The organism is Zestomonas ipomoeae (assembly GCF_057128665.1).
Genome location: NZ_JBSKHQ010000001.1, coordinates 52,309 through 75,736 on the forward strand (window position 1 = coordinate 52,309; position 23,428 = coordinate 75,736).

The 23,428-nt window shown below is 64.9% G+C and carries 20 protein-coding genes and 4 tRNA genes; 9 read left to right on the forward strand and 15 right to left on the reverse strand.

Features of this window, described 5'->3' with window-relative positions:
• Positions 1–130: 130 nt before the first annotated feature.
• The 3 genes from ACWKV7_RS00195 to ACWKV7_RS00205 all read right to left on the reverse strand — a co-directional run bounded on the left by ACWKV7_RS00195 (position 131) and on the right by ACWKV7_RS00205 (position 6,214).
• Positions 131–3,784, reverse strand: coding sequence for a translocation/assembly module TamB domain-containing protein (locus ACWKV7_RS00195; RefSeq protein WP_483855616.1), 3,654 nt, complete (start codon positions 3,782–3,784; stop codon positions 131–133).
• Positions 3,781–5,511, reverse strand: coding sequence for an autotransporter assembly complex protein TamA (locus ACWKV7_RS00200; protein ID WP_483855617.1), 1,731 nt, complete (start codon positions 5,509–5,511; stop codon positions 3,781–3,783). The genes ACWKV7_RS00195 and ACWKV7_RS00200 overlap by 4 nt, the downstream gene beginning before the upstream one ends.
• Positions 5,512–5,572: 61 nt before the next feature.
• Positions 5,573–6,214 carry a GNAT family N-acetyltransferase gene (locus ACWKV7_RS00205; RefSeq protein ID WP_483855618.1) on the reverse strand — a complete coding sequence of 214 codons (642 nt, stop codon included), beginning with the start codon at positions 6,212–6,214 and terminating at the stop codon, positions 5,573–5,575.
• Between the two features lie 193 nt (positions 6,215–6,407).
• On the opposite strand from ACWKV7_RS00205, the gene xthA reads away from it, so the two are divergent.
• Together xthA and ACWKV7_RS00215 are read left to right on the forward strand one after the other, a co-directional pair.
• Positions 6,408–7,220 (forward strand): exodeoxyribonuclease III, encoded by an 813-nt coding sequence (xthA, locus tag ACWKV7_RS00210; protein WP_483855619.1) that lies wholly within the window; start codon positions 6,408–6,410, stop codon positions 7,218–7,220.
• A 115-nt stretch (positions 7,221–7,335) separates the two neighbouring features.
• On the forward strand, positions 7,336–8,721 hold the full coding sequence (locus ACWKV7_RS00215; protein ID WP_483855620.1) for a phosphate ABC transporter substrate-binding/OmpA family protein: 1,386 nt from the start codon (positions 7,336–7,338) through the stop codon (positions 8,719–8,721).
• A gap of 10 nt (positions 8,722–8,731) precedes the next feature.
• Here ACWKV7_RS00215 and ACWKV7_RS00220 read toward each other — a convergent pair whose 3' ends face one another.
• The 10 genes from ACWKV7_RS00220 to ACWKV7_RS00265 form a co-directional block, all read right to left on the reverse strand.
• Positions 8,732–9,091: a response regulator gene (locus ACWKV7_RS00220; protein ID WP_483855621.1), complete on the reverse strand. Its 360-nt coding sequence runs from the start codon at positions 9,089–9,091 to the stop codon at positions 8,732–8,734.
• A gap of 39 nt (positions 9,092–9,130) precedes the next feature.
• Positions 9,131–10,927 carry a sensor histidine kinase gene (locus ACWKV7_RS00225; protein ID WP_483855622.1) on the reverse strand — a complete coding sequence of 599 codons (1,797 nt, stop codon included), beginning with the start codon at positions 10,925–10,927 and terminating at the stop codon, positions 9,131–9,133.
• A gap of 81 nt (positions 10,928–11,008) precedes the next feature.
• Positions 11,009–12,142: a two-component system sensor histidine kinase NtrB gene (locus tag ACWKV7_RS00230; protein WP_483855623.1), complete on the reverse strand. Its 1,134-nt coding sequence runs from the start codon at positions 12,140–12,142 to the stop codon at positions 11,009–11,011.
• 260 nt (positions 12,143–12,402) lie between these two features.
• Positions 12,403–12,489: transfer RNA gene (locus ACWKV7_RS00235), tRNA-Leu, on the reverse strand.
• A 178-nt stretch (positions 12,490–12,667) separates the two neighbouring features.
• Positions 12,668–12,741: transfer RNA gene (locus ACWKV7_RS00240), tRNA-Cys, on the reverse strand.
• 43 nt (positions 12,742–12,784) lie between these two features.
• Positions 12,785–12,860 (reverse strand) — tRNA-Gly (locus ACWKV7_RS00245).
• Between the two features lie 66 nt (positions 12,861–12,926).
• Positions 12,927–13,487, reverse strand: a complete 561-nt coding sequence (gene pgsA / locus ACWKV7_RS00250) for a CDP-diacylglycerol--glycerol-3-phosphate 3-phosphatidyltransferase (RefSeq protein ID WP_483855624.1) — start codon at positions 13,485–13,487, stop codon at positions 12,927–12,929.
• A gap of 34 nt (positions 13,488–13,521) precedes the next feature.
• Complete coding sequence (gene uvrC, locus ACWKV7_RS00255) at positions 13,522–15,345, reverse strand: excinuclease ABC subunit UvrC (protein WP_483855625.1); 1,824 nt, start codon at positions 15,343–15,345, stop codon at positions 13,522–13,524.
• Between the two features lies 1 nt (position 15,346).
• Complete coding sequence (gene gacA / locus ACWKV7_RS00260) at positions 15,347–15,991, reverse strand: response regulator transcription factor GacA (RefSeq protein WP_483855626.1); 645 nt, start codon at positions 15,989–15,991, stop codon at positions 15,347–15,349.
• A 156-nt stretch (positions 15,992–16,147) separates the two neighbouring features.
• Positions 16,148–16,237, reverse strand: a tRNA-Ser gene (locus tag ACWKV7_RS00265).
• 132 nt (positions 16,238–16,369) lie between these two features.
• Here ACWKV7_RS00265 and ACWKV7_RS00270 point away from each other — a divergent pair.
• The 7 genes from ACWKV7_RS00270 (at position 16,370) to ACWKV7_RS00300 (ending at position 20,604) form a co-directional block, all read left to right on the forward strand.
• Positions 16,370–17,035, forward strand: coding sequence for a Bax inhibitor-1/YccA family protein (locus ACWKV7_RS00270; protein ID WP_483855627.1), 666 nt, complete (start codon positions 16,370–16,372; stop codon positions 17,033–17,035).
• A gap of 112 nt (positions 17,036–17,147) precedes the next feature.
• Complete coding sequence (tusD, locus tag ACWKV7_RS00275; RefSeq protein WP_483855628.1) at positions 17,148–17,540, forward strand: sulfurtransferase complex subunit TusD; 393 nt, start codon at positions 17,148–17,150, stop codon at positions 17,538–17,540.
• Position 17,541: 1 nt separating this feature from the next.
• Positions 17,542–17,901, forward strand: coding sequence for a sulfurtransferase complex subunit TusC (tusC, locus tag ACWKV7_RS00280; protein ID WP_483855629.1), 360 nt, complete (start codon positions 17,542–17,544; stop codon positions 17,899–17,901).
• A complete protein-coding gene (tusB, locus tag ACWKV7_RS00285) occupies positions 17,901–18,203 on the forward strand; it encodes a sulfurtransferase complex subunit TusB (protein WP_483855630.1) in 303 nt (100 codons plus the stop codon). Before tusC ends, tusB begins: the two co-directional genes overlap by 1 nt.
• The gene (locus ACWKV7_RS00290; RefSeq protein ID WP_483855631.1) at positions 18,200–18,535 is read left to right on the forward strand and encodes a TusE/DsrC/DsvC family sulfur relay protein; all 336 of its coding nucleotides are present in this window, start codon (positions 18,200–18,202) and stop codon (positions 18,533–18,535) included. Before tusB ends, ACWKV7_RS00290 begins: the two co-directional genes overlap by 4 nt.
• Complete coding sequence (locus ACWKV7_RS00295) at positions 18,532–19,515, forward strand: glycosyl transferase family protein (RefSeq protein WP_483855632.1); 984 nt, start codon at positions 18,532–18,534, stop codon at positions 19,513–19,515. The genes ACWKV7_RS00290 and ACWKV7_RS00295 overlap by 4 nt, the downstream gene beginning before the upstream one ends.
• A gap of 90 nt (positions 19,516–19,605) precedes the next feature.
• A complete protein-coding gene (locus tag ACWKV7_RS00300; RefSeq protein ID WP_483855633.1) occupies positions 19,606–20,604 on the forward strand; it encodes a glutathione S-transferase family protein in 999 nt (332 codons plus the stop codon).
• 18 nt (positions 20,605–20,622) lie between these two features.
• Here ACWKV7_RS00300 and cysG read toward each other — a convergent pair whose 3' ends face one another.
• Entirely contained in the window at positions 20,623–22,020 is a 1,398-nt protein-coding gene (gene cysG / locus ACWKV7_RS00305; RefSeq protein WP_483855634.1) for a siroheme synthase CysG, read from the reverse strand.
• 118 nt (positions 22,021–22,138) lie between these two features.
• Positions 22,139–23,419 carry a serine--tRNA ligase gene (gene serS / locus ACWKV7_RS00310; protein WP_483855635.1) on the reverse strand — a complete coding sequence of 427 codons (1,281 nt, stop codon included), beginning with the start codon at positions 23,417–23,419 and terminating at the stop codon, positions 22,139–22,141.
• Between the last annotated feature and the right edge of the window lie 9 nt (positions 23,420–23,428).

Below are 23,428 nucleotides of genomic sequence, written 5' to 3' on the forward strand. Positions count from 1 at the left end.
ATTTTCCGGAATTATTGCCGGAATATCCGCACAGCGTGCAGTGGCAATCGCTGATATCTCGCATCGACCGTCCCCGGCTTGCCATTGCCGCTGCAAGCCCCTGGCCAGACAGGTCGCGTGCTCCCGCTGGCTAGAAATTTCGCCGATAGAACAGATCGACTGAACTGGCCAGACCACTGGCGATTTCCAGATAGAGCCGCTTGCTCAGCTCATAGCGCAGCGCCACCGTGCTCACCGGTTCGAACAGGCCGACGCCATAGCGCAGGCTCAGCCGGTCGCTGAGCTGGCCGCTGGCGACCACGCTGGTGGTCAGCCCGCTGCCCTGCTTCTCCAACTGGAAGTCCTCGATGCCGAGACGACTGGCCAGGCCGCTGGCAATCGGCGCGCTGCCCGCCAGCCCCAGGGCCAGGGCCGCCTGCCCGACCACATCCTGGTCGCCGCTGCCACCCAGCGGCCGCCCGAGCACGAGGTAGGACAACGCCTGTTCCTGGCTCATCGCCGGCGTCGAGAACAGTTCGCTGCGCGGCTGGTCGGCGCGGCCGCTCAGACGCAGGCCGACGGTGACATCATCGACCTGGCGCACCGCTTCGATGTCGAGGAACGGCTGCTCCAGCGAACCGGCGAACAACAGCCGCGCTCGGCGCAGCTCCAGCCGCTGACCATAGGCACGATAGCGGCCGTCGCGCATGTTCAGTTCGCCGCGCACGCGCATGCGGTTGCCGACATGCAGCTGCCCGTACAGCTCGCCGGTCAGGCCGAAGCCCTTGAAGCGCAAACGGTCCTCGCCCACCACCACATCGACGTCCAGGCGCAGCTCCAGCGCTTCGGCCTCCGGCACCTCGGTATCGACCAGCACCACGTCGTCCGACACCTTCACCGCATGTTCCGGCAGTTCGGGAATGGTGATGCGCCCGCGCGGCACGGCCAGCGTGCCGCTCAGTGCCAGTTGCCGCTCCACCAGCTGCAAGCGCAGGTCCGGCGCCACTTGCAGGTCGGCATAGGGCTCGACGATTACCGGCAGGTGGTCGCCGCGAATGCGGATATCCACCTCGGGCGCACCCGCCCAGGCCACCTGCCCGTCGATCCGCCCCTCGCCGTTCTCGCCACCGCGCCAACCGCCCTCCAGCTCGGCGCGCTCGCCGGCGATGGTCACCTGTAGCTGAAGGTTTTCCAGCGTGGTAGGCAGTTCGCCGCCGGAAACCTGGCCGTCGCGGAGGTTCAGCCGCCCGTCGACCCGCGGCTCTTGCAGGGTTCCGCCCAGTTGCCCAGTACCCTCCAGCCGTCCCTCCAGGCGCTCGACCCGGGGCAGGAACGGCCGCAGCACGCCGAGCTGGAAGCCGCTCAACTGGAACTCGCCGTCAATGGGCTTGGCAGCCGACCGTGGGTCGATGTGCAGGTCGAACTGCAGCTCCCCCAGCCGCGCGCCGGCGAAGCGTAGCCGGCTGTCCACACCCTGGGGCTGCAAGCGACTGTCCAGGCGCAGGGTTTGGTAGGGAAACTCCAGCCACTGCTGGCCTTCGCGAAGGCGCAGCAGGCCGCCGTCGGCATCCACCTCGACCTGGCCGTTGGGCCCTGCGCCGCTGAGATCCAGATCGATCTGCGCATTCAGCCGGCCTTGCCATTCCAGGTCCCGCGGCAACCAGGGCTGTAGGCTGGCCAGCGGGAAATCCTCCAACCGGAACGCCAGTCGGGGTTCCGGATATAGCCGCTGCCGCTTGCCACACAGGCTGGCCTCGGCATGGCGCCAGCAGTGCTCGCCGAGCATCAGGCTGCCGTCGGCCAGCCGCTGCAGGGCCGCCGGTCGAGTCAGCCGCCAATCCAATCCGCCACTGTCCAGCGCACCGTGAGTGATCTGGCCCTGCCAGTCGTTGCCCTGCCAACCGCCGTTGACGGCCAGTTGCAGGTCCGCCAGGCCACCGGTGAGGCTCAGCTCGGCGTGCTGGCGTTGTCGGTCGCCGCTGCCCTCGACGTGCAGCCTGCCCAGCTCGCGCCCGCCCGCACGCACGCCCTCGGCGAGCAGATCGAGCGAGCCGCCGCCCGCATCGTCCAGCCGGGCAGTGAGGTTGAGGGCAGCCGCCCGCTGCTCGCCGAACGCCAGTTGCCGGCCGCTGAGCTGCAGTCGGCCCGCTGGAGCCTGTCGGTTTCCGGACAGCGAGAGGCTGCCTTCGGCGCTGCCCGAGAGCCCAGGCCAGAGCTGGGCGAGGCGATCCAGTTCGAGCTGCAGCGCTCCCTCGAGATGTTCGCCGAGGCTGGCATGGCCCTGTACGCGGTTGTCGCCCATGCGCAGCTCGAGCCCGGACACCTGGGCGCGCTCGCCATCACTCTGCAGCTTGGCCTGCACCCGGCTCGGCTGGCCACGCAAGCGGCCACTCAGTTGCACTTGCGCCTGCGCATCCAGCACACCGTTGTGCAGGTTCCCGCTGCTGTCGAGCACGCCGTCGAGCCGGCCCGGCAGCTCGGCCAGCCAATAGGCGGGGTCGAGATCGTGCACCGCCAGGTCGGCCTGCCAGCGCAGACCATTAGCGAAACCCAACGCCAGGTCGCCCTCGACGCCTCCGCCGCCAGCCTCCAGCCGCAATTGGGGCAGACGCAGCGCCCGCAAATCGCCCTCCAGCGTGCTCGCCAGGCGAAAAGGGCCGGCCGGGCCGAGCAGCCGGGCCTCGAAGCGCCCCTGGTAGCCTTGGTCCCGATAACTCAGCTGAGCCTGGGCCAGGCGCAGTTCGACCGGCAGGTCCTGTTCAGGCGGGTACAGGCGTTGCCAGGGGAACGTCTGCCAATCGAGCACGACTTCCGCAGCGAGGCCATCGCGCCAGTCGAGCCGCCCTTGCAGGCGCAGATGGCCCTGCTCGTCGGCAGTCAGCTGCAGCTCGTCGAGGCTCAGCCCGGCCTTGTCCAGCTGGCCGTCCAGGTCCAGGGCAACAGCCCCGCCGGCGCCCTGCAGCGCCCCCTGCCCCGCCAGCCGGTAACCTTTCTGCTGGTCCCCGGCCAGCTCCAGCTGCAGGGTCTCCAGCCGTATTGCCGAAGGCAGGTCGAAATCCTCGACGGTCAGTGTGAGATCGGCCGGCAACCGCTCGTCCAGTGGCCGCACGCCGCCTTGCAACCGGGCCTGCAGATAGCCCTGGCTGTTCGCCTGCACCGCCAAGCGTTGTCGCAGATTGCCGGCGAGCCGCACATCGACGTGCCAGGCCTGTCCGTCAGGCGCCGGCAGGCGTAGCTTGCCGGTCGCCTGCAGCGGCCAGTCGCCATGGGGATCGAACTGGCCCTGCAGTTCGAGCTGCCACGCGTCCCGGCGCACTTGCAGCTGCTCGATGTGGAGCCCGGTTCCCCGCCACTCGCCGCGCAAATGGGCCGCTTGCAGATGCGACTGGCCGTCGATCACCAGTTCACCCAGCTCCAGCTGCGCGACCTCCACCGCCACGGGCAGTTCCAGCTCGGCGAGCCCTGTCGACGGCTGCGGTCCCGGCGTGCTCGCCGGCAGGTCCACCGTCACTCGCTCGGCGGCCAGCCGTTCGAGGCACAGGGTCAGGCGCCACAGGCAGCTCGCCCGCAGGACCGCCTTCGGCTGCACAACACGCACGCTGGTCCCGCCCTGTTGCCAGGTTAACTGCTGTGCCTGCCAACTGCCGCCGAGACGCCCCTGGAAGCCCTCGACCTGCAACGCCGGCACCCGCTGCAGCAGCCACCGGCTGCCCGCCTGAGTGCCCAGCAGCGAGCCGATCCCCAGCAGCAGCGCAAGGAGCAGGCCCAGCAGGGTCAGCAGCAGGCCGACCGCCGTTCGCCTCATGGCTCGGGCCCCATGGAAAAGTGCAGGCGGAAACCGCCGTCGCCATCCAGGGCATGGGCCAGGTCCAGGCGCAGCGGTCCGACCGGCGACACCCAGCGCACACCGATGCCGACACCGGTCTTGAGCGGCTCGCCGAGGGAGTCCAGGGCGTTGCCATGGTCAACGAAGGTGGCCAGGCGCCAGCGTTCGCGGATCGGGTATTGATACTCGGCGCTCAGCGCCAGCAGGTAGCGCCCGCCCACCTTGTTGCCTTGGTGGTCCTCGGGCGACAGGCTCTGGTAGTCATAACCGCGAACGCTCTGGTCGCCGCCGGCGAAGAAACGCAACGAGGGTGGAATCGCCTGGTAGTCGTTGGTGGCAATGGCGCCGACCTGCACCCGTCCGAGCAGGCGGTGCCCGCCGTCCAGGGTGGTCAGCGCCTTGGCGACCGCGTTCACCCGCAGCAGGTCGGCATCGGAAAGCACGTCCTGCTTGGCGACGGCCAAGTCCGCCTGCAGGTGGTAGCCGTGGGTTGGATCGAGCTGGTGGTCGCTGCGGGTCACGGCGAAGCCGATGCCCGGCAGGACGAAGTTGCTCACCTCGGCATCGTCATCGCCAACCTGGTACCACTCCCGTTCCCAGCGCAGCGACAGGCTGCGCTGCCAGCCGCTGTCCAGATCGGTCTGGCGCTGGCCGAGCAGATTGAAGCGACGGCTGTCGATATCCTCCAGCCGCTCGTCCTGGAAGCCACTGGAGAAGCGCAGGCGATCGCCGAGCGGTGGGTCCAACGGCACCTCGTACCAGGCGCCGATCTCCTGGCGAGGCGCCGACAGCGCCACCTCGCCCCCCAGGCTGTGGCCCTCCGGGTTGACCCAGTGGCGTGTCCAGGTCGCCCGCGCCCGCGGCCCCACATCGGTGGAATAGCCCAGGCCCAGGCCGAGCGAACGCGGCTCCCGCGGCGTCAGGTTGACCGTGACCGGTATGCGCTGGCTCTCGGCCGTCTGCGGATCGGCCGCCACCCGCACGTCTTCGAAGTAGCCGCTGGCACGCAGGTCGTTATTGAGCCGGGCGATCAGGTCGGTGTCGTAGAGCGTGCCCGGCTCGAAAGGCACCATGCGCCGCAGCAGCCCCCGGTTGACCGGGAGATCACCTGTGAAGGTCACGTCGCCCAGGCTGTAGCGCGGCCCGCTCTGGTAGACCAGGTGGATATCGGCGGCGCCGGCGTCCGGGTCGACGCGTATCTCGTGGGCCGCGAAATGACCGGAGAAAAAACCGAAGCGCAGTGCCTGGTTCTCGATCAGCTTCTTGGCATCCTCATAGGCCCCCTGGTCGAGCACCGCACCGGCCTGCAGCGCCGGCGGATCGGGAATGCGAAAGGCGTCGAGGCGCGCCGCTTCGCCCTCCACCCGCAGCTCCACCTCGCGTAACCGCACCGGTGGGCCGGCCTCGATGCGCAGGCGCAGCACCGGTGGCTGCCCCTCGATCACCCGACTGGAGACGGTCGAACGGTAATGGCCGAGCGCCTGCAGGGCGCGCTCCGCGCTCTTCTCGGCAATCGGCTTGTAGCGCCGCAGGGCTTCGGCGTCGCGCTCGCCGAGGCTGCCGAGGTAGGCCTGGACGTTGTCCTTGAGCCTGGCGTCGGGCGGACGGATGCGGATGTCCAGCTTCGCCTCCGCGCCGACCGCCAGCGGCGCGAACAGCAGCATCGCAGGCAGTGCCAGGAGACGGACGAAGGTATGAACGGTCATGAGGCCGCATCCTAACAGGCCCTTTCACTTGCCTGGGATGACCGCCACGCTGGGAAAACGTTCAGGCGCCGGCCGCGGCTGCCGGTTGCGGGTTCGCATGGAAGAACACGTGCTCGAGAATCGGCCCTACTGCCACTTCACCGATCTCCTCGTAGCCCTGGCGCTTGTAGAAGGCCAGGTAGCGGGCATTGCCGGTATCCAGCACCAGGCCGCGCGAACCGCTGTCTTCGGCACACCAGTCATGCAGGGCGCCGAGCAGCTGCTCACCCAGATGCTGCCCCTGGAACTCCGGATGGATGCCGATCAGCGGCAGCACGTGATAAGGCCCGGGCGGCAGGCAGGAAAGCACCGCGTTGTGATAGTCGAGATATCGCCGGGTACCGCGCAGGCCTGCGGTGAGCAACATGCGTAGCCGCCAGGACCAGCTCTCGGTGATGTCCAGCCGGCGCTGCGGCGGGGCAATCAAGGCGATGCCCACCAGGCGATCATCGATCAACAGGCCGATGGCGGGCAGCTCCTCGGAGAAATGCCGTTGCACCAGCTCACGCACGGTGGCGCGCACCCGTTGGTCGAACCCCGGTCGTTCGGCATCGAACAGGTAGGCGAAAGTCGGATCGTGGCGATAGGCATGGTAGAGCAGCGAGCGTGCTTCGCGGGCGTAGCCGCTATCGAGGAAGCGAACATCGGCGAGACGGTTGGGCATGCGGGCGACCTCAGTTGTGGTCAGGCCATTGGCACGGCCGGCGCCCGCTTGCCTGCGATGCCGCCCCTGCAACGGCCCGTTATGGTTATCGGGCCTGCAGCCAAGGTAGCACCGCCCTCCCGCACCCGCCAGGCGCTGGCCGCCCCGGGAGCGATCCGCTAGGATCGCCCTTTTCCCCGAACGGCTGCCCCCCATGAAGATCGTCTCCTTCAATATCAACGGCCTGCGTGCGCGCCCTCATCAACTGTCGGCACTGATCGAGAAGCACCAGCCGGATGTCATCGGCCTGCAGGAAACCAAGGTGGCCGACGAGCAATTCCCCCAGGCCGAAATCGAAGCGCTCGGCTACCACGTGCACTACCACGGGCAGAAAGGCCACTACGGCGTCGCCCTGCTCTCCCGCCAGGCTCCGCTGAGCCTGCACAAGGGCTTCCCCGGCGATGGAGAGGATTCGCAGAAGCGTTTCATCTGGGGAACCTATGCCGACGCCTCCGGCCAGCCGGTGACCATCATGAATGGCTACTTTCCCCAAGGCGAAAGCCGCGATCACCCGGTGAAGTTCCCGGCCAAGACGCGCTTCTATGCCGACCTGCAGGAACTGCTGGAAAGCCAATGCCAGCCCGACCGGCCGCTGGCCCTGATGGGCGACTTCAACATCTCACCGGAAGACTGCGACATCGGTATCGGCGAGGAAAATCGCAAGCGCTGGCTGCGCACCGGCAAGTGCAGCTTCCTGCCGGAGGAGCGCGAGTGGCTGGCGCGGCTGAAGAGCTGGGGCCTGGTGGACAGCTTTCGCCATCTCTACCCGGAGGTGAGCGACCGCTTCAGTTGGTTCGACTACCGCAGCCGCGGCTTCGAGGACGACCCCAAGCGCGGGCTGCGCATCGACCTGATCCTCACCTCCGGCGCCTTGCAGTCGCGCCTGCGGTCCGCCGGCGTGGACTACGACCTGCGCGCCATGGAGAAGCCATCGGACCACGCACCGATCTGGGCCGAGTTCGCCTGATCGACAGCACGGCGCGGTCGTTTCGATGGCCGCGCCGCGACCTGCATTCACACAACTGAAACGTTTCTGTCTTATTCTTCCCGCCCATTCCCCCCGTCAAGAAGGTGTCCACCGCATGTCGCGCGTCCAGGCCGTTCGCGAACGCGATACCCGGAGCCGCACCAGCCTCCTGCTGCTGCTCGTTTTTCTCGCCAACCTATTCCCTACCCTGTCCATGGCCGCGCTGCCGATACCCTCGGACGACCGTCCGGTACTGCGCATCCAGGGCTCGAACACCATCGGCGGCAAGCTCGCTCCGGCGCTGATCATGGGTCTGTTCGAGGCCCAGGGGCTGAAGGACGTCCAGCTGCAACCCAGCCGCGCCGAAAACGAACAGCGCATAACCGCCACCCAGGCCGACGGCCGCCCGGTCGTCGCCGAAGTCGCCGCCCACGGCTCCAGCACCGGCTTCGTCGCCCTGCAGGACGGTACCGCCGACGTGGCTGCCGCCTCGCGTCCGGTCAAGGACAGTGAAGCCGAGGCCCTCGCCGCCTCCATGGGCAACCTCAAGAGCGCCACCGCCGAACAAGTGATCGCCATCGACGGCCTGGCCATCATCATCCATCCGAGCAACCGCCTCGACGCACTGAACGTCGAGCAACTGGCGCGCATCTTTTCCGGCGAAGCCAAGACCTGGGAGGAAGTCGGCGGGCGCGGCGGCGCCATCAAGCTGTATGCCCGGGACGATCGCTCCGGCACCTACGATACCTTCAAGGAATTGGTGCTGGCGGCCAACGGCAAGACCTTGTCCAGCCACGCCAATCGCTTCGAATCCAGCGAGCAGTTGTCCGACGCCGTGAGCCTCGACGCCCAGGGCATCGGCTTCATCGGCCTACCCTATATCCGTCGCGCCAAGGCGGTGGCGATTTCCGCCGGCGCGTCGCAACCGATGCCGCCAAGCGCCACCCTGATCGCCACCGAGGACTACCCGCTCTCGCGCCGGTTGTACCTGTACGCGGCCGAGCAGGCGAAGGACCCCTGGGTTCAGGCGCTGATGCAGTTTGCCCAGAGCCCGAGAGGCCAGGAGATCGTCGAACAGAACGGCTTCATCGCCCAGACGGTGCAGGCGGTCACCATCGAGCCCAGCGCCGAGATGCCGGAAGGCTATCGGCAGTTGGCCCAGGAGGCCCGGCGGCTGTCGGTGAACTTCCGCTTCAACGAAGGCAGCGCAACGCTGGACAACAAGGCGCAGCGGGACATCCAGCGGGTCCTGGCGTACCTCAAGCGCGAGAACAAGCTGGAACACCAGGCGGTCCTGGTGGGATTTGGCGACGCCAAGTCGGATTCGGCACGGGCACAGTTGCTATCGAAGCTGCGCGCCATGGCGGTACGTCGCGAGCTGGCCAAGGGCGGTGCCGTCTTCCGCGACGTCAGCGGCTATGGCGACGAGCTGCCGGTGGCCGCCAACAGCGGCGACGAAGGACGCATCAAGAATCGCCGCGTGGAGGTTTGGGTGTACTGAGCCGCGGGCCTCAGGCCTTGCCACAGGACCCGGGCAAGGCGCCCATCGCATTGCGCAGCGCCTGCTGCAGATCCTCCAGCAGGTAGGGCTTACCCAGCACAGGCCGGCCCTGCCACTGCTCGGCGAGCGCCTCGGCGCCGTAGCCGGTGGAGAAAATGAACGGAATCCCCCGCTTGGCCAGGCGCTCGGCAACCGGGTAGACCGATACTCCCGCCACGTTGACATCCAGTATCGCCACATCGATATCGAGGCTGGCCGCCAGTTGCACGCCATGCTCGACAGACGCGGCGACACCCACCAGTTCGCAGCCGATCTCGTGGAGGATGTCCTCCAGCAGCAGCGCGACCATGGTTTCGTCTTCGACCAGCAATACGCGACAATCCTTGATAACGCCCCCTTCAAACACTCGTTAACTCAGCTCCAGCGCCTGGGCACTCGCCAGCGGAATCCTGATGCGGCATTCCATGCCCTCGGCCGCGAAGTTCAACTGCACGCTGCCCTTCAGCTCCCTGCCAATGCTGCGCTCCACCAGCCGCGAGCCGAAGCCTCGTCGTTTCGGCGGCAGAACCGCCGGTCCGCCGCACTCGCTCCAGCGCAGCACCAGCTCGTCGATGGTCACCCACCATTGCACCTCGAGACGGCCAGTGTCGCATGACAAAACGCCGTACTTCGCCGCATTGGTCGTCAGTTCGTGGAAGACCATCGCCAGCGTCAACGCCGCCCGCGGAGCCAGTTCCAGGTCTTCCCCCAGCATGCGAATACGGGGCGCGGAGCCGACGCCGTAGGGCGCGAACTCCTCGGCCAGTACCGAACGCAAGCTGGCACTCTTCCAATGACTGCGGGTCAGCAGGTCGTGCACCTTGCTCAACGCCAACAGGCGGGCATCGAAGGTCTCGCTGAATTGCTGGGTCGAGTTGGCGCCGCGCAGACTGTGGGTGGCGATCGACTGCACCGTAGCCAGGGTGTTCTTGACTCGGTGGTTGAGCTCGTTGATCAGCAGCGTCTGCCTTGCCTCGGCCTGCTTTTGCTTACTGATATCCAGCAGCATGTTGACCGCTCCCACCAACTGGCCGCCCACGTCGTAGAGCAACGTGGGGAAGGCGGAGAAAGGTACCAGGCTGCCGTCAGGGCGTTCGGCGATCGCCTCGCCACGCACGCTGCGCCGCTCCTTGAGCGAGATGGCCATCGGACAGTCGTCATGGGCCATGGGACGCCCGTCCGGCCAGCGCAGGCGCCACGAGCCACACCAGATTGCTTCGCCCAGGATCGGCGAATAGCCCCAAAGCTCCACCGCCGCGTGGTTATAGAACGTCAGGTTGCCGTCGAGATCGGTGGTATAGACCGCGGCCGGAAGGCCTTCCAGTACCGCGCTCAGCCGACACTGGCTCTCCCTGAGCGCCTGCTCGGCATGCCGCTGCTGGCTGATGTCGCGCGTCACCGCCAATTGCGCGGAGCGACCGTCCGGCATCTGCAACGGCACCGCATGGGTTTCCATGTGCCGGCGCGTACCGAGCAAACCTATGAGGTCGAAGGTCCAGCTCAGTTGTTCACCGCGGCACACGCGCTGATGCTGGCGACACCAGGCATCCCGATGCTCCTCCGCGATCAGCCCGAGCATGCTCCGCCCAATCACCGCGTCCGCGCCGCTCGCTTCGATCGCGCGCATTCCGGCGCCATTCAGGCGCAGGAGCGTGGTATCGGCCGCCACCACGCTGACGGCCTCGGGCGTAGTTTCGATGACCGCCTGCAGAAATGCCTGGCTTTCCTGCAATGCCTGATCGGCTCGTTTGCGCTCGGTGATGTCCTGGAAGCAATTGACGGCACCTCCGATTTCACCATTGGCATCGAAGATCGGCGCAATATTCACCAACACCCAGAAGCGCGTCCCGTTGGGCTGTTCCAGCTGAACCTCGGCATCTCGCACGGCAATGCCGCTGCGCAGTACCTCGGCCATCGGGGTCTGGTCATGGGGTAGCGCCCTGCCGTCCGGCCAGAACAAGCGATGGGCGCCGCAGAAGCGTTCTTCGGTGTCACCGGGCTGCGGCGCACGCCCCCACAATTCGGCGGCCTTGCGGTTGTAACGGATCACTATTCCGTCGGCATCGCAGACGTAAACAGCCGCCGGCAGTATTTCCAGAACCAGATCGTCGAGTACAACCGACGAGGCGATCTGACTGCGTCCACTGCTCAGTCGAGGCATATCCATGGAGCCATCCCCCAATGCGGTCTTCCCTCTCCAATGAAAGTCCTTGAGCATTAGGCTGTTGTGCCGGCCGGGGTTCCCCGATCAGGTCAAAAATCTTGGCAAATACAAGGAAACCACCGTTCCGCGGCCTTCCTCACTATGGAGCTGCACATGCCCGTGCACCTGCCTGGCGAAGCTGTACACCAGGGACAAGCCCATGCCGCCGCCCTGCGGACCCGCCTTGGTGGTGAAGAACGGATCGAAGGCCCGTTCCAGCACCTCCCGCGTCATGCCCACCCCGGTATCGCTGAAACGGATCGAGGCATACTCGCCGGGTTTCAGCCCCGCCAGGGCTGGTGGGGTCCCAGCGTCGACGCGAACATTCCGCGTCTCCACCACGACGCGCCCTCCGCCAGGCATCGCCTCGGCAGCATTGGCGGCCAGATTCAGCAGCGCCTTGTCCAACTGGCCAGCGTCCGTTTCGATCGGCCAGATATCGTCCTGCAACTGCAATTCCAGGTCGACCTGTTCACCGAGGTGCTCCTGCAGCGACTGCTGCAGCGCCTTCAAATGCTGGTTGAGGTCGACCGCTTGCGGGTGCAACGCCTGCTTGCGGGAAAACGCCAGCAAGCGCTCGGTCAGGCCAGTCGCCCGCTTGGCCGAACTGACCGCGACCTCGATCAGCGGCTCGAGATCCTGGGTTCGCCCAGCGGCGATTCGCCGGTTGAGCAAGTCCAGACCGAACATGATGCTGGTCAGCAGGTTATTGAGGTCGTGGGATACGCGACCGGCGAAATGCCCCAGCGACTCCATCTTCTGCGATTGCCTCAACGCGCGCTCTGCACCGGACAGGGCGTGCCGCGCACTGACATCCTGGCCACACAGATAAACGAAGGCCCCATCCCAGGCTCCGGTCCAGGACAACCAGCGATAGTCGCCGTTCTGGCAGAGGCAGCGCAGCTCGCACTCCCCCAGCGGCTCGCCTTCGGCCAGCGCTGCCAGGCGCGCGGCGAACGTGGCGCGCTGCTCCGGGTGCACCAGCGCCAGCAGGCCACTCTCCCGGGCCTGCTGCGAGGTCCAGCCAAGCACCGCGCTGAATGCCGGATTGACCTTCAGCAATCCACCCATCGGCGATGCCACCGCGACTATCCCTGGTTGCAGGCGCCACACCTGTTCGTGATCAGGCGCTGCTCGATCCACTGCGCCAGCGGGCCCCGTCGACAAAAGGTCACTCATACGCTCAAGGGTCTCCCAAGATCATCGCAGCCGTTTTCCCCTATGCTCCGCCCGCGGGCCATTCAGGTCGTTGGACTCCCTGGCAGGCCAAGTGTTTGGTCCGCGCGAGCATACGGCACGCCACCACCCCATGCCAGGCCGCCATAAACGACAGAAACTGCCGCGAAGAATGACCGGGAAGGTTTGGTCGAGGAGCGTATACGGAAAGGATTGAATTCGTTGCAGGACGGTTTCTGGACACACCTGAAACCGCAGAAGACTGGTGCCCGGAGCCGGGGTCGAACCGGCACGGGGTTGCCCCCGAGGGATTTTAAGTCCCTTGCGTCTACCGATTTCGCCATCCGGGCGGTAGAGCGGCTGAACGAGACAAGTCGGTTTGCACCGCCTACCCCGTAGCGAGGGCAGGAATATATACAGCCCACCTCCATGAAGCAAGCATGCATATGCCTAGGAAACCGGCAGGCAATCGCAGTAACCGAAAAGAAAAAGCCCCATAACTCAACGAGTTACGGGGCTCTTCTATGATGGAGGCCGAGGTCGGAATCGAACCGGCGTACACGGATTTGCAATCCGCTGCATGACCACTCTGCCACCCGGCCTCAAACGAAGACGCCGCATGCTGCGGCGTCAACGTAAACAAATTGGAGCGGGAAACGAGACTCGAACTCGCGACCCCGACCTTGGCAAGGTCGTGCTCTACCAACTGAGCTATTCCCGCGTCTTGGTGACGGGCGCCATTCTATAGATTCGAATCGCCGCGTCAAGCTCTTGATTCAAAAAAGTTTTATTTCTTTTCGGTACTGGTGCTCAGGTGCGGCCAGGCGGCTAGCAGATACTGCAGCATGGACCACAGGGTCAGGCCCGCTGCGACGATCAGCAACAGATAGCCTACGCCCACCCAGAAATTCAGTACCGGAGGATTGGCCAGCAGGATAACCAGCGCCGCCATCTGCGCGGCGGTCTTCCATTTCCCCCAGTTCGACACCGCCACCTGGGCACGCGCGCCCAGTTCGGCCATCCATTCGCGCAACGCCGAAACCACGATTTCGCGCCCGATGATGATGACCGCCGGCAAGGTCAGCCAGAGGTTGGAATGGTGCTCGACCAGCAGCACCAGCGCCACGGCCACCATCAGTTTGTCCGCCACGGGATCGAGAAATGCTCCGAACGGAGTGCTTTGTTGCAGGCGCCGGGCCAGGTAGCCGTCCAGCCAATCGGTAGCGGCCGCGAGGGCGAAGACGATGCTGGCGGCCAGGTAGCTCCAGGAAAACGGCAAGTAGAACAGCAGGATGAAGATGGGGATCAGTAGGACGCGCAGAACGGTGAGCAGGTTTGGGATATTCATCGGCACGCTTGGACGGCGAAGTAGTCCGGGCATTCTACTCGCTGTGCAGAGCGGCATAAATCGACTCTGCGAGCTTTTTACTGATTCCTGGCGCCTTGCCGATCTCCTCGACACTGGCGCGCTGCAACTCCTGCAGGCCGCCGAAATGCTTGAGCAGCTCACGGCGCCGCTTAGGCCCTACTCCAGCCACCTCCTCCAGGGTCGACGTGCGTCGTGCCTTGCCGCGTCTCGCCCGGTGGCCGGTGATGGCGAACCGGTGCGCTTCGTCGCGCACCTGCTGGATCAGGTGCAAGGCCGGCGAGTCGCCGGGCAAGGTAAATTCGTGACTGGCGTCATTCAGGTAGAGCGTTTCCAGGCCCGGTTTGCGCGTCACCCCCTTGGCCACGCCCAGCAGGATCAACTCGGGCACCGCCAACTCCTGCAAGACGTCCTGCGCCATGGCCAATTGGCCCTTGCCGCCGTCCACCAGCAGAATGTCAGGCAATTTACCCTCGCCTTCCTTGAGTTTGCTGAACCGCCGAGTGAGCGCCTGGTGCATGGCGGCATAGTCATCCCCGGCGGTGACGCCTTCGATGTTGTAGCGTCGATAATCGGATTTCAGCGGACCTTCCGGCCCGAACACCACGCAGGAGGCGACTGTGGCTTCCCCGCTGGAGTGGCTGATGTCGAAGCACTCCAGGCGCTGCGGCGCCTCGTCCAGGTCCAGCGCTTCGGCCAGGGCATCGAAGCGCGCCGACAGGTGCTGGCGGTTCGCCAAGCGCGCCGACAGGGCCTGCTCGGCATTGGTCAGCGCCAGTTGCTGCCATCGCGCACGGGTCCCCCGCACGCGATGACTGATCTCCGGCGCCCGCCCGCGCAGCTCGGCGATGGCCGCCGATAGCGTCGGAAGATCTTCGTGCATGCAGTTGACGATCAGCTCTCCCGGCAGGTCGTGCTCCTGACTGCCGAGGAAGTACTGGGCGAGGAAGGCCAGCAGCACTTCGCCAACCTCCGCCTCGATGGTTACCTGCGGGAAGAAATTCTTGCTGCCCAGCACTCGCCCGCCGCGCACGCTGATCAGATGTACGCAGGCGCCGCCGGGATTGACCACTGCCGCCACCACATCGACGTCGCCGCTACCGCCTTCCATGCTCTGCTGGTCCTGCACCCGACGCAGCAAAGCAATCTGGTCACGCAGTTCGGCGGCTTTCTCGAAGTCCAGGCGCATCGCCGCCTGCTCCATGTTGGCGGACAACTCGCCGCTCAAGGCACTGCTGCGTCCCTCCAGGAACATCACCGAGTGACGCACGTCCTCGGCGTATTCCCCAGGTTCGACCAGCCCGACGCAGGGGCCCTTGCAGCGTTTGATCTGGTACTGCAGGCACGGCCGGGTACGATTCTTGAAATAGCTGTCCTCGCATTGGCGCACAAGGAAGGCCTTTTGCAGCAGCCCCAGACTTTCGCGAATCGCTCCCGCGCTCGGATAGGGACCGAAATAGCGCCCCTTCTGCTTCTTCGCCCCGCGATGGATGCCCAGCCGCGGAAACTCGCCATCGGAAAGAAAGACGTACGGATAGGATTTATCGTCCCGCAGCAGAATGTTGTAGGGAGGGCGCCACTGCTTGATCAGCGTCTGCTCGAGCAGAAGCGCCTCGGTTTCATTGGCAGTGATGGTGGTTTCGAGCTGGGCGATCTTGCCGACCAGCGCAGCGGTCTTGGGTGCCAGGCCGGTCTTGCGGAAGTAGCTCGACAGACGCTTCTTCAGGTTCTTCGCTTTGCCGACGTAGAGCAGCTTGCCCTGTGCGTCGAACATGCGGTAGACGCCCGGGCGACTGCTGCAGGTTGCGAGGAAGGCGCCGGTGTCGAGCGGCTCGGTCATCTCAACTGGTGGCGTCGACCATGCCGTGCCGCACGGCGAGGAGAGCCAGTTCTACGTCGCTGGTAATCGAGAGTTTTTCGAAAATGCGATAGCGGTAGGTGTTCACCGTTTTCGGCGACAGGCAGAGCTTGTCGGAAATGCTCTGCACCTTCTGGCAACTGGCGATCATCAGCGCAATCTGGATTTCCCGCTCGGACAGGAGGTCGAAAGGCGAACCGTTGACCTGGGGCTGGAAGGATTTCAGGGCCAGTTGCTGGGCAATCTGCGGGCTGATATAGCGCTGGCCGGCGAAGACTAGGCGAATCGCCTGTACCATTTCTTCCAACGCCGCCCCCTTGGTCAGATAACCGGCGGCGCCGGCCTGCAACAGACGGGTAGGAAAAGGGTCTTCTTCACAGACGGTGACTGCGACGACCTTGATATCGGGGTGGCTGCGCAACAGCTTGCGAGTCGCCTCCAGGCCGCCGATGCCGGGCATCTTGACGTCCATCAGCACCACATCGGGCTTGAGTTCCCGCGTCCGCTTCAGCGCTTCTTCGCCGGAATCGGCCTGCCCTACGACTTGCAGGCCATCGATGTCGGCCAGCATGCGCGTGATGCCTGTACGAACCAGATCGTGGTCGTCGACCACCAGCACCCTAATCAAGCGACACCTCGTTGTGCGTCAACGCCGCTCCCTGCAGCGGTCTCTGAAATAGACGGACTACTCTAGCAAATAGCCCCGGCTAGACCTAGCTTGGCGCATAACCGTCAAATAGCAAACGTCAGAAAATCTTTCTGCGGGCCGCCATTCGCTGGGAAATGGCGGAGGCGGTGAGATTCGAACTCACGGAAGAGTTTCCCCTTCGGCGGTTTTCAAGACCGCTGCCTTAAACCACTCGGCCACACCTCCGCATCAGTGCGGGCGGCAATACTACCGGATCGCAACACACTGTCAAACTCTGCAGCTTGGCAGCCATCTTGCCTCTGTTATGATCGCCGAGACTCTGGTCACGGAACCCTACATCTCTTCAGGAGTGTTGCCATGCAAGAACAAAACTATGCGCTGGACCAAGCCCACGCCGGGGAATTGGAAGTCAGCAAGATCCTGCGTAATACCTACGGCCTGCTGGCCATGACCTTGGCCTTTAGCGGCGTCGTCGCTTTCATCGCTTACCAAATGCATGCGCCTCGCCTCCACCCCATCGCCATGCTGGTCGGCTTCTACGGGCTTCTCTTCGCGACCGCCAAACTGCGTAACTCCGCCTGGGGACTGCTGACCACCTTCGCCCTGACCGGCTTGCTGGGCTACACCCTCGGCCCGCTGCTCAGCTACTACCTGAGCATGCCCAATGGCGGCCAGGTGGTCAGCACCGCGTTCGCCATGACCGCTCTGGTGTTCTTCGGCCTGTCCGCCTACGTGCTGACCACCCGCAAGGACATGAGCTTCCTCCGCGGCTTCATCATTGCCGGCTTCTTCGTGCTGCTCGGGGCCATGCTGGCCGCCTGGCTGTTCGAGATCAGCGGATTGCAACTGGCCATCAGCGCGGGCTTCGTGCTGTTCGCGTCGGCCTGCATTCTCTTTGAAACCAGCAACATCATCCACGGCGGCGAGCGCAACTACATCATGGCTGCCATCGGCCTGTATGTATCGATCTACAACCTGTTCGTCAGCTTGCTGCACCTGACAGGCGCACTTAGCGACGATTAAAGCGCCCTGCAAGTGAACGAAGCCCGCCTTGGCGGGCTTTTTCATGCCTGCAACGAGCATCTTGGCGCTTCAGGCCTTATCATTTCCGCAGAATTCGCGCTGCCGGTAGACCATGAAATTCGCCATCGCCCTGTTCGCCCCTCCCCACGCCCCTTCCTCCCGGCGAGCCCTGCGCTTTGCCCAGGCCGCGCTGGCTGCCGGCCATGAAATCGTGCGGCTGTTCTTCTATCAGGACGGCGTGCACAGCGCGTCCCATGGCGTCGTGACACCTCAAGACGAATGCGACCTTCCCAGCGAATGGCGGGCTTTCGTGCGCGAGCAGAATCTCGACGCCGTCGTGTGCATCGCCGCCGCCCTGCGACGAGGCGTGCTGGACGCCGAGGAAGCCCGGCGCTACCAACGCGCGGCAGTGAACCTGGAGCAGCCCTGGGAGCTGTCCGGACTGGGGCAGTTGCACGAAGCGGCGCAGCTCGCCGACCGCCTGATCTGTTTCGGAGGGACTTGATATGGCCAAGTCCTTGCTGATCGTCAGCCGCCAGGCGCCCTGGGCGGGCCCAAGCGCTCGCGAAGCCCTGGACGTTGCTCTCGCTGGCGGCGCCTTCGATCTACCGATAGGCTTCCTGTTCCTCGATGACGGTGTGCTCCAACTCGCCAGCAGGCAGCTGCCGAGTGAGCTGCAACAGAAGGACTTCGGTGCCAACCTGCAGGCACTGCCGATGTTTGGCGTGGAGGCGCTCTACGCCTCACGGCACAGCCTGGATGAGCGCGGCCTGAGCCCGGAGTCGCTGGCACTGCCGGTGGAGGTGCTCGATGACACCGAACTGCGTGCCCTAATCGACCGCTACGACATGATGATCACGATCTGATGGCCACCTTGCATCTGCTTTCCCATTCGCCCTTTACCGATGGCCGCCTGGCCAGCTGCCTGCGCCTGATCGGTAGCGGGGACGGGCTGCTGCTCACCGGCGATGCGGTCTACGCCCTGCAGAGCGGTACAGCCCAGCGCCAGGCGCTGGAGCTGATGCCCGCAGACATCAGCCTGTTTGCCCTCGACGAAGACCTGCTGGCCCGTGGGCTGGCCGAAAGGCCCGCGCGACTGCACGCTATCGACTACCCCGCCTTCGTCGAACTTTGCGGCCGCTACGCCAAGGTCAATAGCTGGCTATGAACGAGCTTATCGTTTCCGGCCGACGCATTGCCCTGGACCAGGATGGCTACCTGGCCGAACTCGGCGCCTGGTCGCCGGAGGTCGCCGAAGCCCTTGCCGAAAGGGAGGCGCTAACGCTGAGCACCGAGCACTGGGAAATTCTCGAGGTGCTGCGCGCGTTCTATCGCGAGTTCCAACTGGCGCCTGCCACCCGGCCGCTGATCAAATACGTGGCACTCCAGCTGGGCCCGGAAAAGGGCAACAGCCTGCATCTCAACCGCCTGTTCAAGGGCACACCCGCAAAACTGGCCGCCAAGCTGGCGGGCCTGCCAAAGCCGACCAATTGCCTATGAACCTGATCACGCCGTCCGAACACCCCTTCGCCCAGTTCGTGCGCATCCTTGGCAAGGGCAAGCGCGGAGCGCGCAGCCTGAGCCGCGAGGAAGCCCGCGAAGCCATGGGCATGCTGCTCGACGGCCGGGTCGAGGACACCCAGCTCGGCGCCTTTCTAATGCTGCTGCGGCACAAGGAGGAAAGCGCCGACGAGCTTGCCGGATTCACCGAGGCGGTTCGCGAGCGCTTGCATGCGCCGCCGATTGCCGTGGATCTCGACTGGCCAAGCTATGCCGGCAAGAAGCGCCACCTGCCGTGGTACCTGCTGGCCGCCAGATGCCTGGCCGAGAACGGGGTGCGCATCCTGCTGCATGGCGGCGGCGCCCACACGGCCGGGCGCCTGTTCAGCGAACAGGTGCTCGATACGCTGGCGATACCCGTCTGCCACGACTGGCGCGCAGTCGGCAGCGCATTGGATGCCCAGGGGCTGGCGTTCATTCCGCTAGGCGCCTGGATGCCTCCGCTGCAACGCATGATCGACCTGCGCAACACGCTCGGCCTGCGCTCGCCGATCCACTCCCTGGCTCGCATTCTCAATCCGCTCGGTGCCCGCTGCGGCTTGCAAAGCATCTTCCACCCCGGCTACCAGGCGGTACATCGCGAGGCCAGCCGATTGCTTGGCGACACGGCCATCGTGATCAAGGGCGAAGGGGGCGAGATCGAAGTGAACCCGGACGGCATCTGCCATCTGTACGGCACAAGTGCCGGGGACAACTGGGACGAGGACTGGCCAGCGTTGTCAGCCCAGCGACAAGTCAAGCCGGAGCGGCTGGAGCCTGCTCATCTGCTTACCTTCTGGCGCGGCGAAGTGGCAGACAACTACGGCATGCAAGCAGTGCTTGCCACCATGGCCCTGGCCCTGCGCGGCCTCGGCTTGCCCCGCGACGAGGCTTTCGCCCAGGCCCAACGCTACTGGGATGCACGCAAACCATCGAACTGACTGATCGTTATCGCCAGCACTTTGCGCCTTTCGTCCGAACCATCGCCCGTAGACTGGCCCTAAGTACTAAATGCCGCGGAGTCGAAGAACATGGGGCTGTTGATCGAAGGGCACTGGCATGACCAGTGGTATGAAAACAAGGATGGACGCTTTCACCGCGAAGCCGCCAAGCGCCGCAATTGGATCACCGCCGACGGCTCGCCCGGCCCCAGCGGCGAGCGCGGGTTTGCCGCAGAGGCCGGGCGCTACCATCTCTACGTCTCCCTCGCCTGCCCTTGGGCACATCGCACGCTGATCTTTCGCAAGCTCAAGGGGCTGGAGTCGCTGATCGGCGTTTCCATCGTCGGCTGGCTGATGGGCGAACAGGGTTGGACCTTCGACCGCGACCACGGCTCGACCGGTGATGCCGTGGACGACCTGCGCTACTTGCACCAGCGCTACACTCGCGACGACCCCGGTTTTTCCGGGCGGGTAACGGTACCGACCCTATGGGACAAGCAGCGCCAGTGCATCGTAAACAACGAGTCGGCGGAAATCATACGCATGTTCAATTCAGCATTCGACGAGCTGACGGGCTCGCGACTGGATCTCTATCCCGAGCCGCTTCGCGAGGAGATAGAGAAACTCAATGCGCGTGTCTATCCGCGGGTCAATAACGGCGTCTACAGGGCCGGCTTCGCCACGACCCAGGAGGCTTACGAAGAGGCCTTCGACCAGTTGTTTGCCGAGCTGGACTGGCTGGATGCCCGTTTGGGCGAGCATCGCTACCTGGCCGGCGAGTACCTGACCGAAGCCGACTGGCGCCTGTTCACCACGATCGTTCGCTTCGATCCGGTCTACCACGGGCACTTCAAGTGCAATCGCCGGCGCATCGCGGACTATGCGAATCTGTCCAACTGGCTGCGCGAGCTGTATCAGTGGCCTGGCGTGGCCGACACGGTCAACTTCGACCATATCAAGCGGCATTACTACGCCAGCCACAAGACCATCAATCCGACCGGCATCGTGCCCAAGGGCCCGGAACTTAATCTGCTCAGCGCCCATGACCGCAAGCGTCTTCCGGGCAAAGGTATCTGGCAGAGGTCGTAAGCGCGATGTCGGCCCATGCTACGGCGTGGAGTCGGCCGCCCCCTCGAACCAGGCAAGCTTGTCGCGCAGGCAGACCACGTCTCCGACGATCACCAGCGTCGGCGCATGCACTTCATGCTGCGCCACCCGCTCCGGCAGATCGGACAGGGTGCCGGTGAACACCCGCTGATTGCTGGTGGTGCCCTGTTGCACCAGGGCAGCCGGCGTTTCGGCGCGGCAACCGTGGGCGATCAACTGCTGGCAAATCATCGGCAACCCGACCAAGCCCATATAGAACACCAGCGTCTGCCCTGGCGCGGTCAGGTCTGCCCAGGGCAGGTCGCAACTGCCATTCTTCAAATGGCCGGTCACGAACCGCACCGATTGGGCATGATCGCGATGGGTCAGCGGTATTCCGGCATAGGCCGCGCAACCGCTGGCAGCGGTGATGCCTGGCACCACCTGAAAGGGAATGCCGTGGGCAGCCAGCTCTTCGATTTCCTCGCCGCCACGGCCGAAGATGAACGGATCTCCACCTTTCAAACGCAGCACCCGCTTGCCTTGCCTGGCCAGATCGACCAAACGCTGGTTGATCTGCTCCTGAGGCAGGGTATGCTCGGCGCGCTGCTTGCCCACATAGATGCGCTCGGCATCGCGCCGGCACAGCTCGATGATCGCCGGGGCCACCAGGCGATCGTAGAGCACCACATCCGCCTGTTGCATCAGGCGCAACGCACGGAAGGTCAGCAGGTCGGGGTCGCCGGGGCCGGCGCCCACCAGATAGACCTCTCCCAGCGCCTGCGGCAGCGCGTCTTCGAGCTTCATCGCCAGCAGGCGCTCGGCTTCATCGCTCTGCCCGGCCAGCACCCGCTCGGCGATGGACCCCTGGAACACGTCTTCCCAGAAGACCCTGCGCTGCTGCACGTTCGGCAGCAGGGCTTTCACACGGGCCCGAAAGGCTTTCGCCAGCCCTGCGAGCTGGCCATAGGCGGCCGGAATCCAGGTTTCGATCTTGGCGCGTATCAACCGAGCGAGCACCGGCGCATCGCCGCCACTGGACACCGCGATCAGCAGCGGTGAGCGGTCGACGATGGCCGGAAAGATCACACTGCACAGCGCAGGGGAATCCACCACATTGACCGGCACCCCGCGAGCGCGGGCATGCTCCGACACCTGTGCGTTGAGCGGTTCGTCGTCGGTTGCCGCGATCACCAACACACAGTCATCAACATCCGCTTCGACGTAGCCACGCGCGAACATCTCGCCACCGCCCTGCTCCACCAGTTCGCGTAACTGGTCCTCGATCTCCGGCGCTACCACCCGCAGCCGCGCACCGGCGTCGGCCAGCAAGCGAGCCTTGCGCAAGGCAACCTCGCCACCGCCGACCAACAATACGGTGCGCCCTTGCAGATTGTGAAACAGTGGAAGGAATTCCATGAGCGATGCCTAGAGCGGAACGGAGCCGCAGCCCCGGAAAAGAAACGAGGGAGTCACAATAGCGCCAATATCGCCACTCTGATTCCCCCGCGATCAACCAGCGAGCCTGTTCTGCGTCTCAGCCGATGATCTCGATACCGCCCATATAGGACTTGAGGGCCTCGGGCACGCGAATGGAGCCATCGGCCTGCTGGTAGTTTTCCAGCACCGCCACCAGGGTGCGGCCAACCGCCAGGCCGGAGCCGTTCAGGGTATGCACCAGCTCGGGCTTGCCGGTCTCCGGGTTACGCCAGCGCGCCTGCATGCGCCGCGCCTGGAAATCGCCGCAGTTGGAGCACGAGGATATTTCCCGGTACTTGTCCTGGCTCGGCACCCAGACTTCCAGGTCGTAGGTCTTGGTCGCACCGAAGCCCATGTCGCCGGTACACAGCGCCAGTACCCGGTATGGCAGCTCCAGCAGTTGCAGAACCTTTTCCGCATTGCCGGTCAGTTCCTCCAGCGCGTCGAAGGACTTGCCCGGCTCGACGATCTGCACCATTTCGACCTTGTCGAACTGGTGCTGGCGAATCATGCCGCGAGTATCGCGGCCGGACGCTCCGGCTTCGCTGCGGAAGCACGGCGTATGGGCGACGAACTTCAAGGGCAGCTGCTTGGCCTCGAGAATCTCGCCGGCAACGATATTGGTCAGCGACACCTCGGCGGTGGGAATCAGATAGAGGTCGGCCTGCTCATCGCGCTCGATCTTGAACAGGTCTTCCTCGAATTTCGGCAACTGACCGGTGCCCTGCAGCGCCGAAGCCTGCACCAGGTAAGGGGTATAGGCTTCTTCGTAGCCGTGCTCACGGGTATGCAGATCGAGCATGAACTGGGCGAGCGCGCGGTGCAGCCGGGCGATGGGGCCGCGCATGAGGGCGAAGCGCGCGCCGGAAAGCTTGGCGGCCGTTTCGAAGTCGAGCCAGCCATGCTGCTCGCCCAGGGTGACATGGTCCCTCACCTCGAAATCGAAGCGACGCGGGGTGCCCCAACGGCGCACTTCCACATTGCCATCCTCGTCCTCGCCCACCGGCACCGACTCATGGGGCAGGTTGGGAATGCCGAGCAATACCGAGTCCAGTTCCACCTGGATGGCGTCCAGCTCCTGCTTGGCAACATTGAGCTCGTCGCCCATGCGATCGACATCCGCCAGCAACGGAGCGATGTCTTCCCCGCGCTGCTTGGCCTGGCCAATGGACTTGGAGCGCGCGTTGCGTTCGGCCTGAAGTTGTTCGGTGCGGGTCTGCACCGTCTTGCGCTGGTTCTCCAGCGCGTCGATACGGGCTACGTCCAGCTGGTAGCCTCGGGCGGCCAGGCGCTGCGCCACATCGTGCAGCTGGGTGCGTACCAATTTGGAATCGAGCATTTGCGGTTC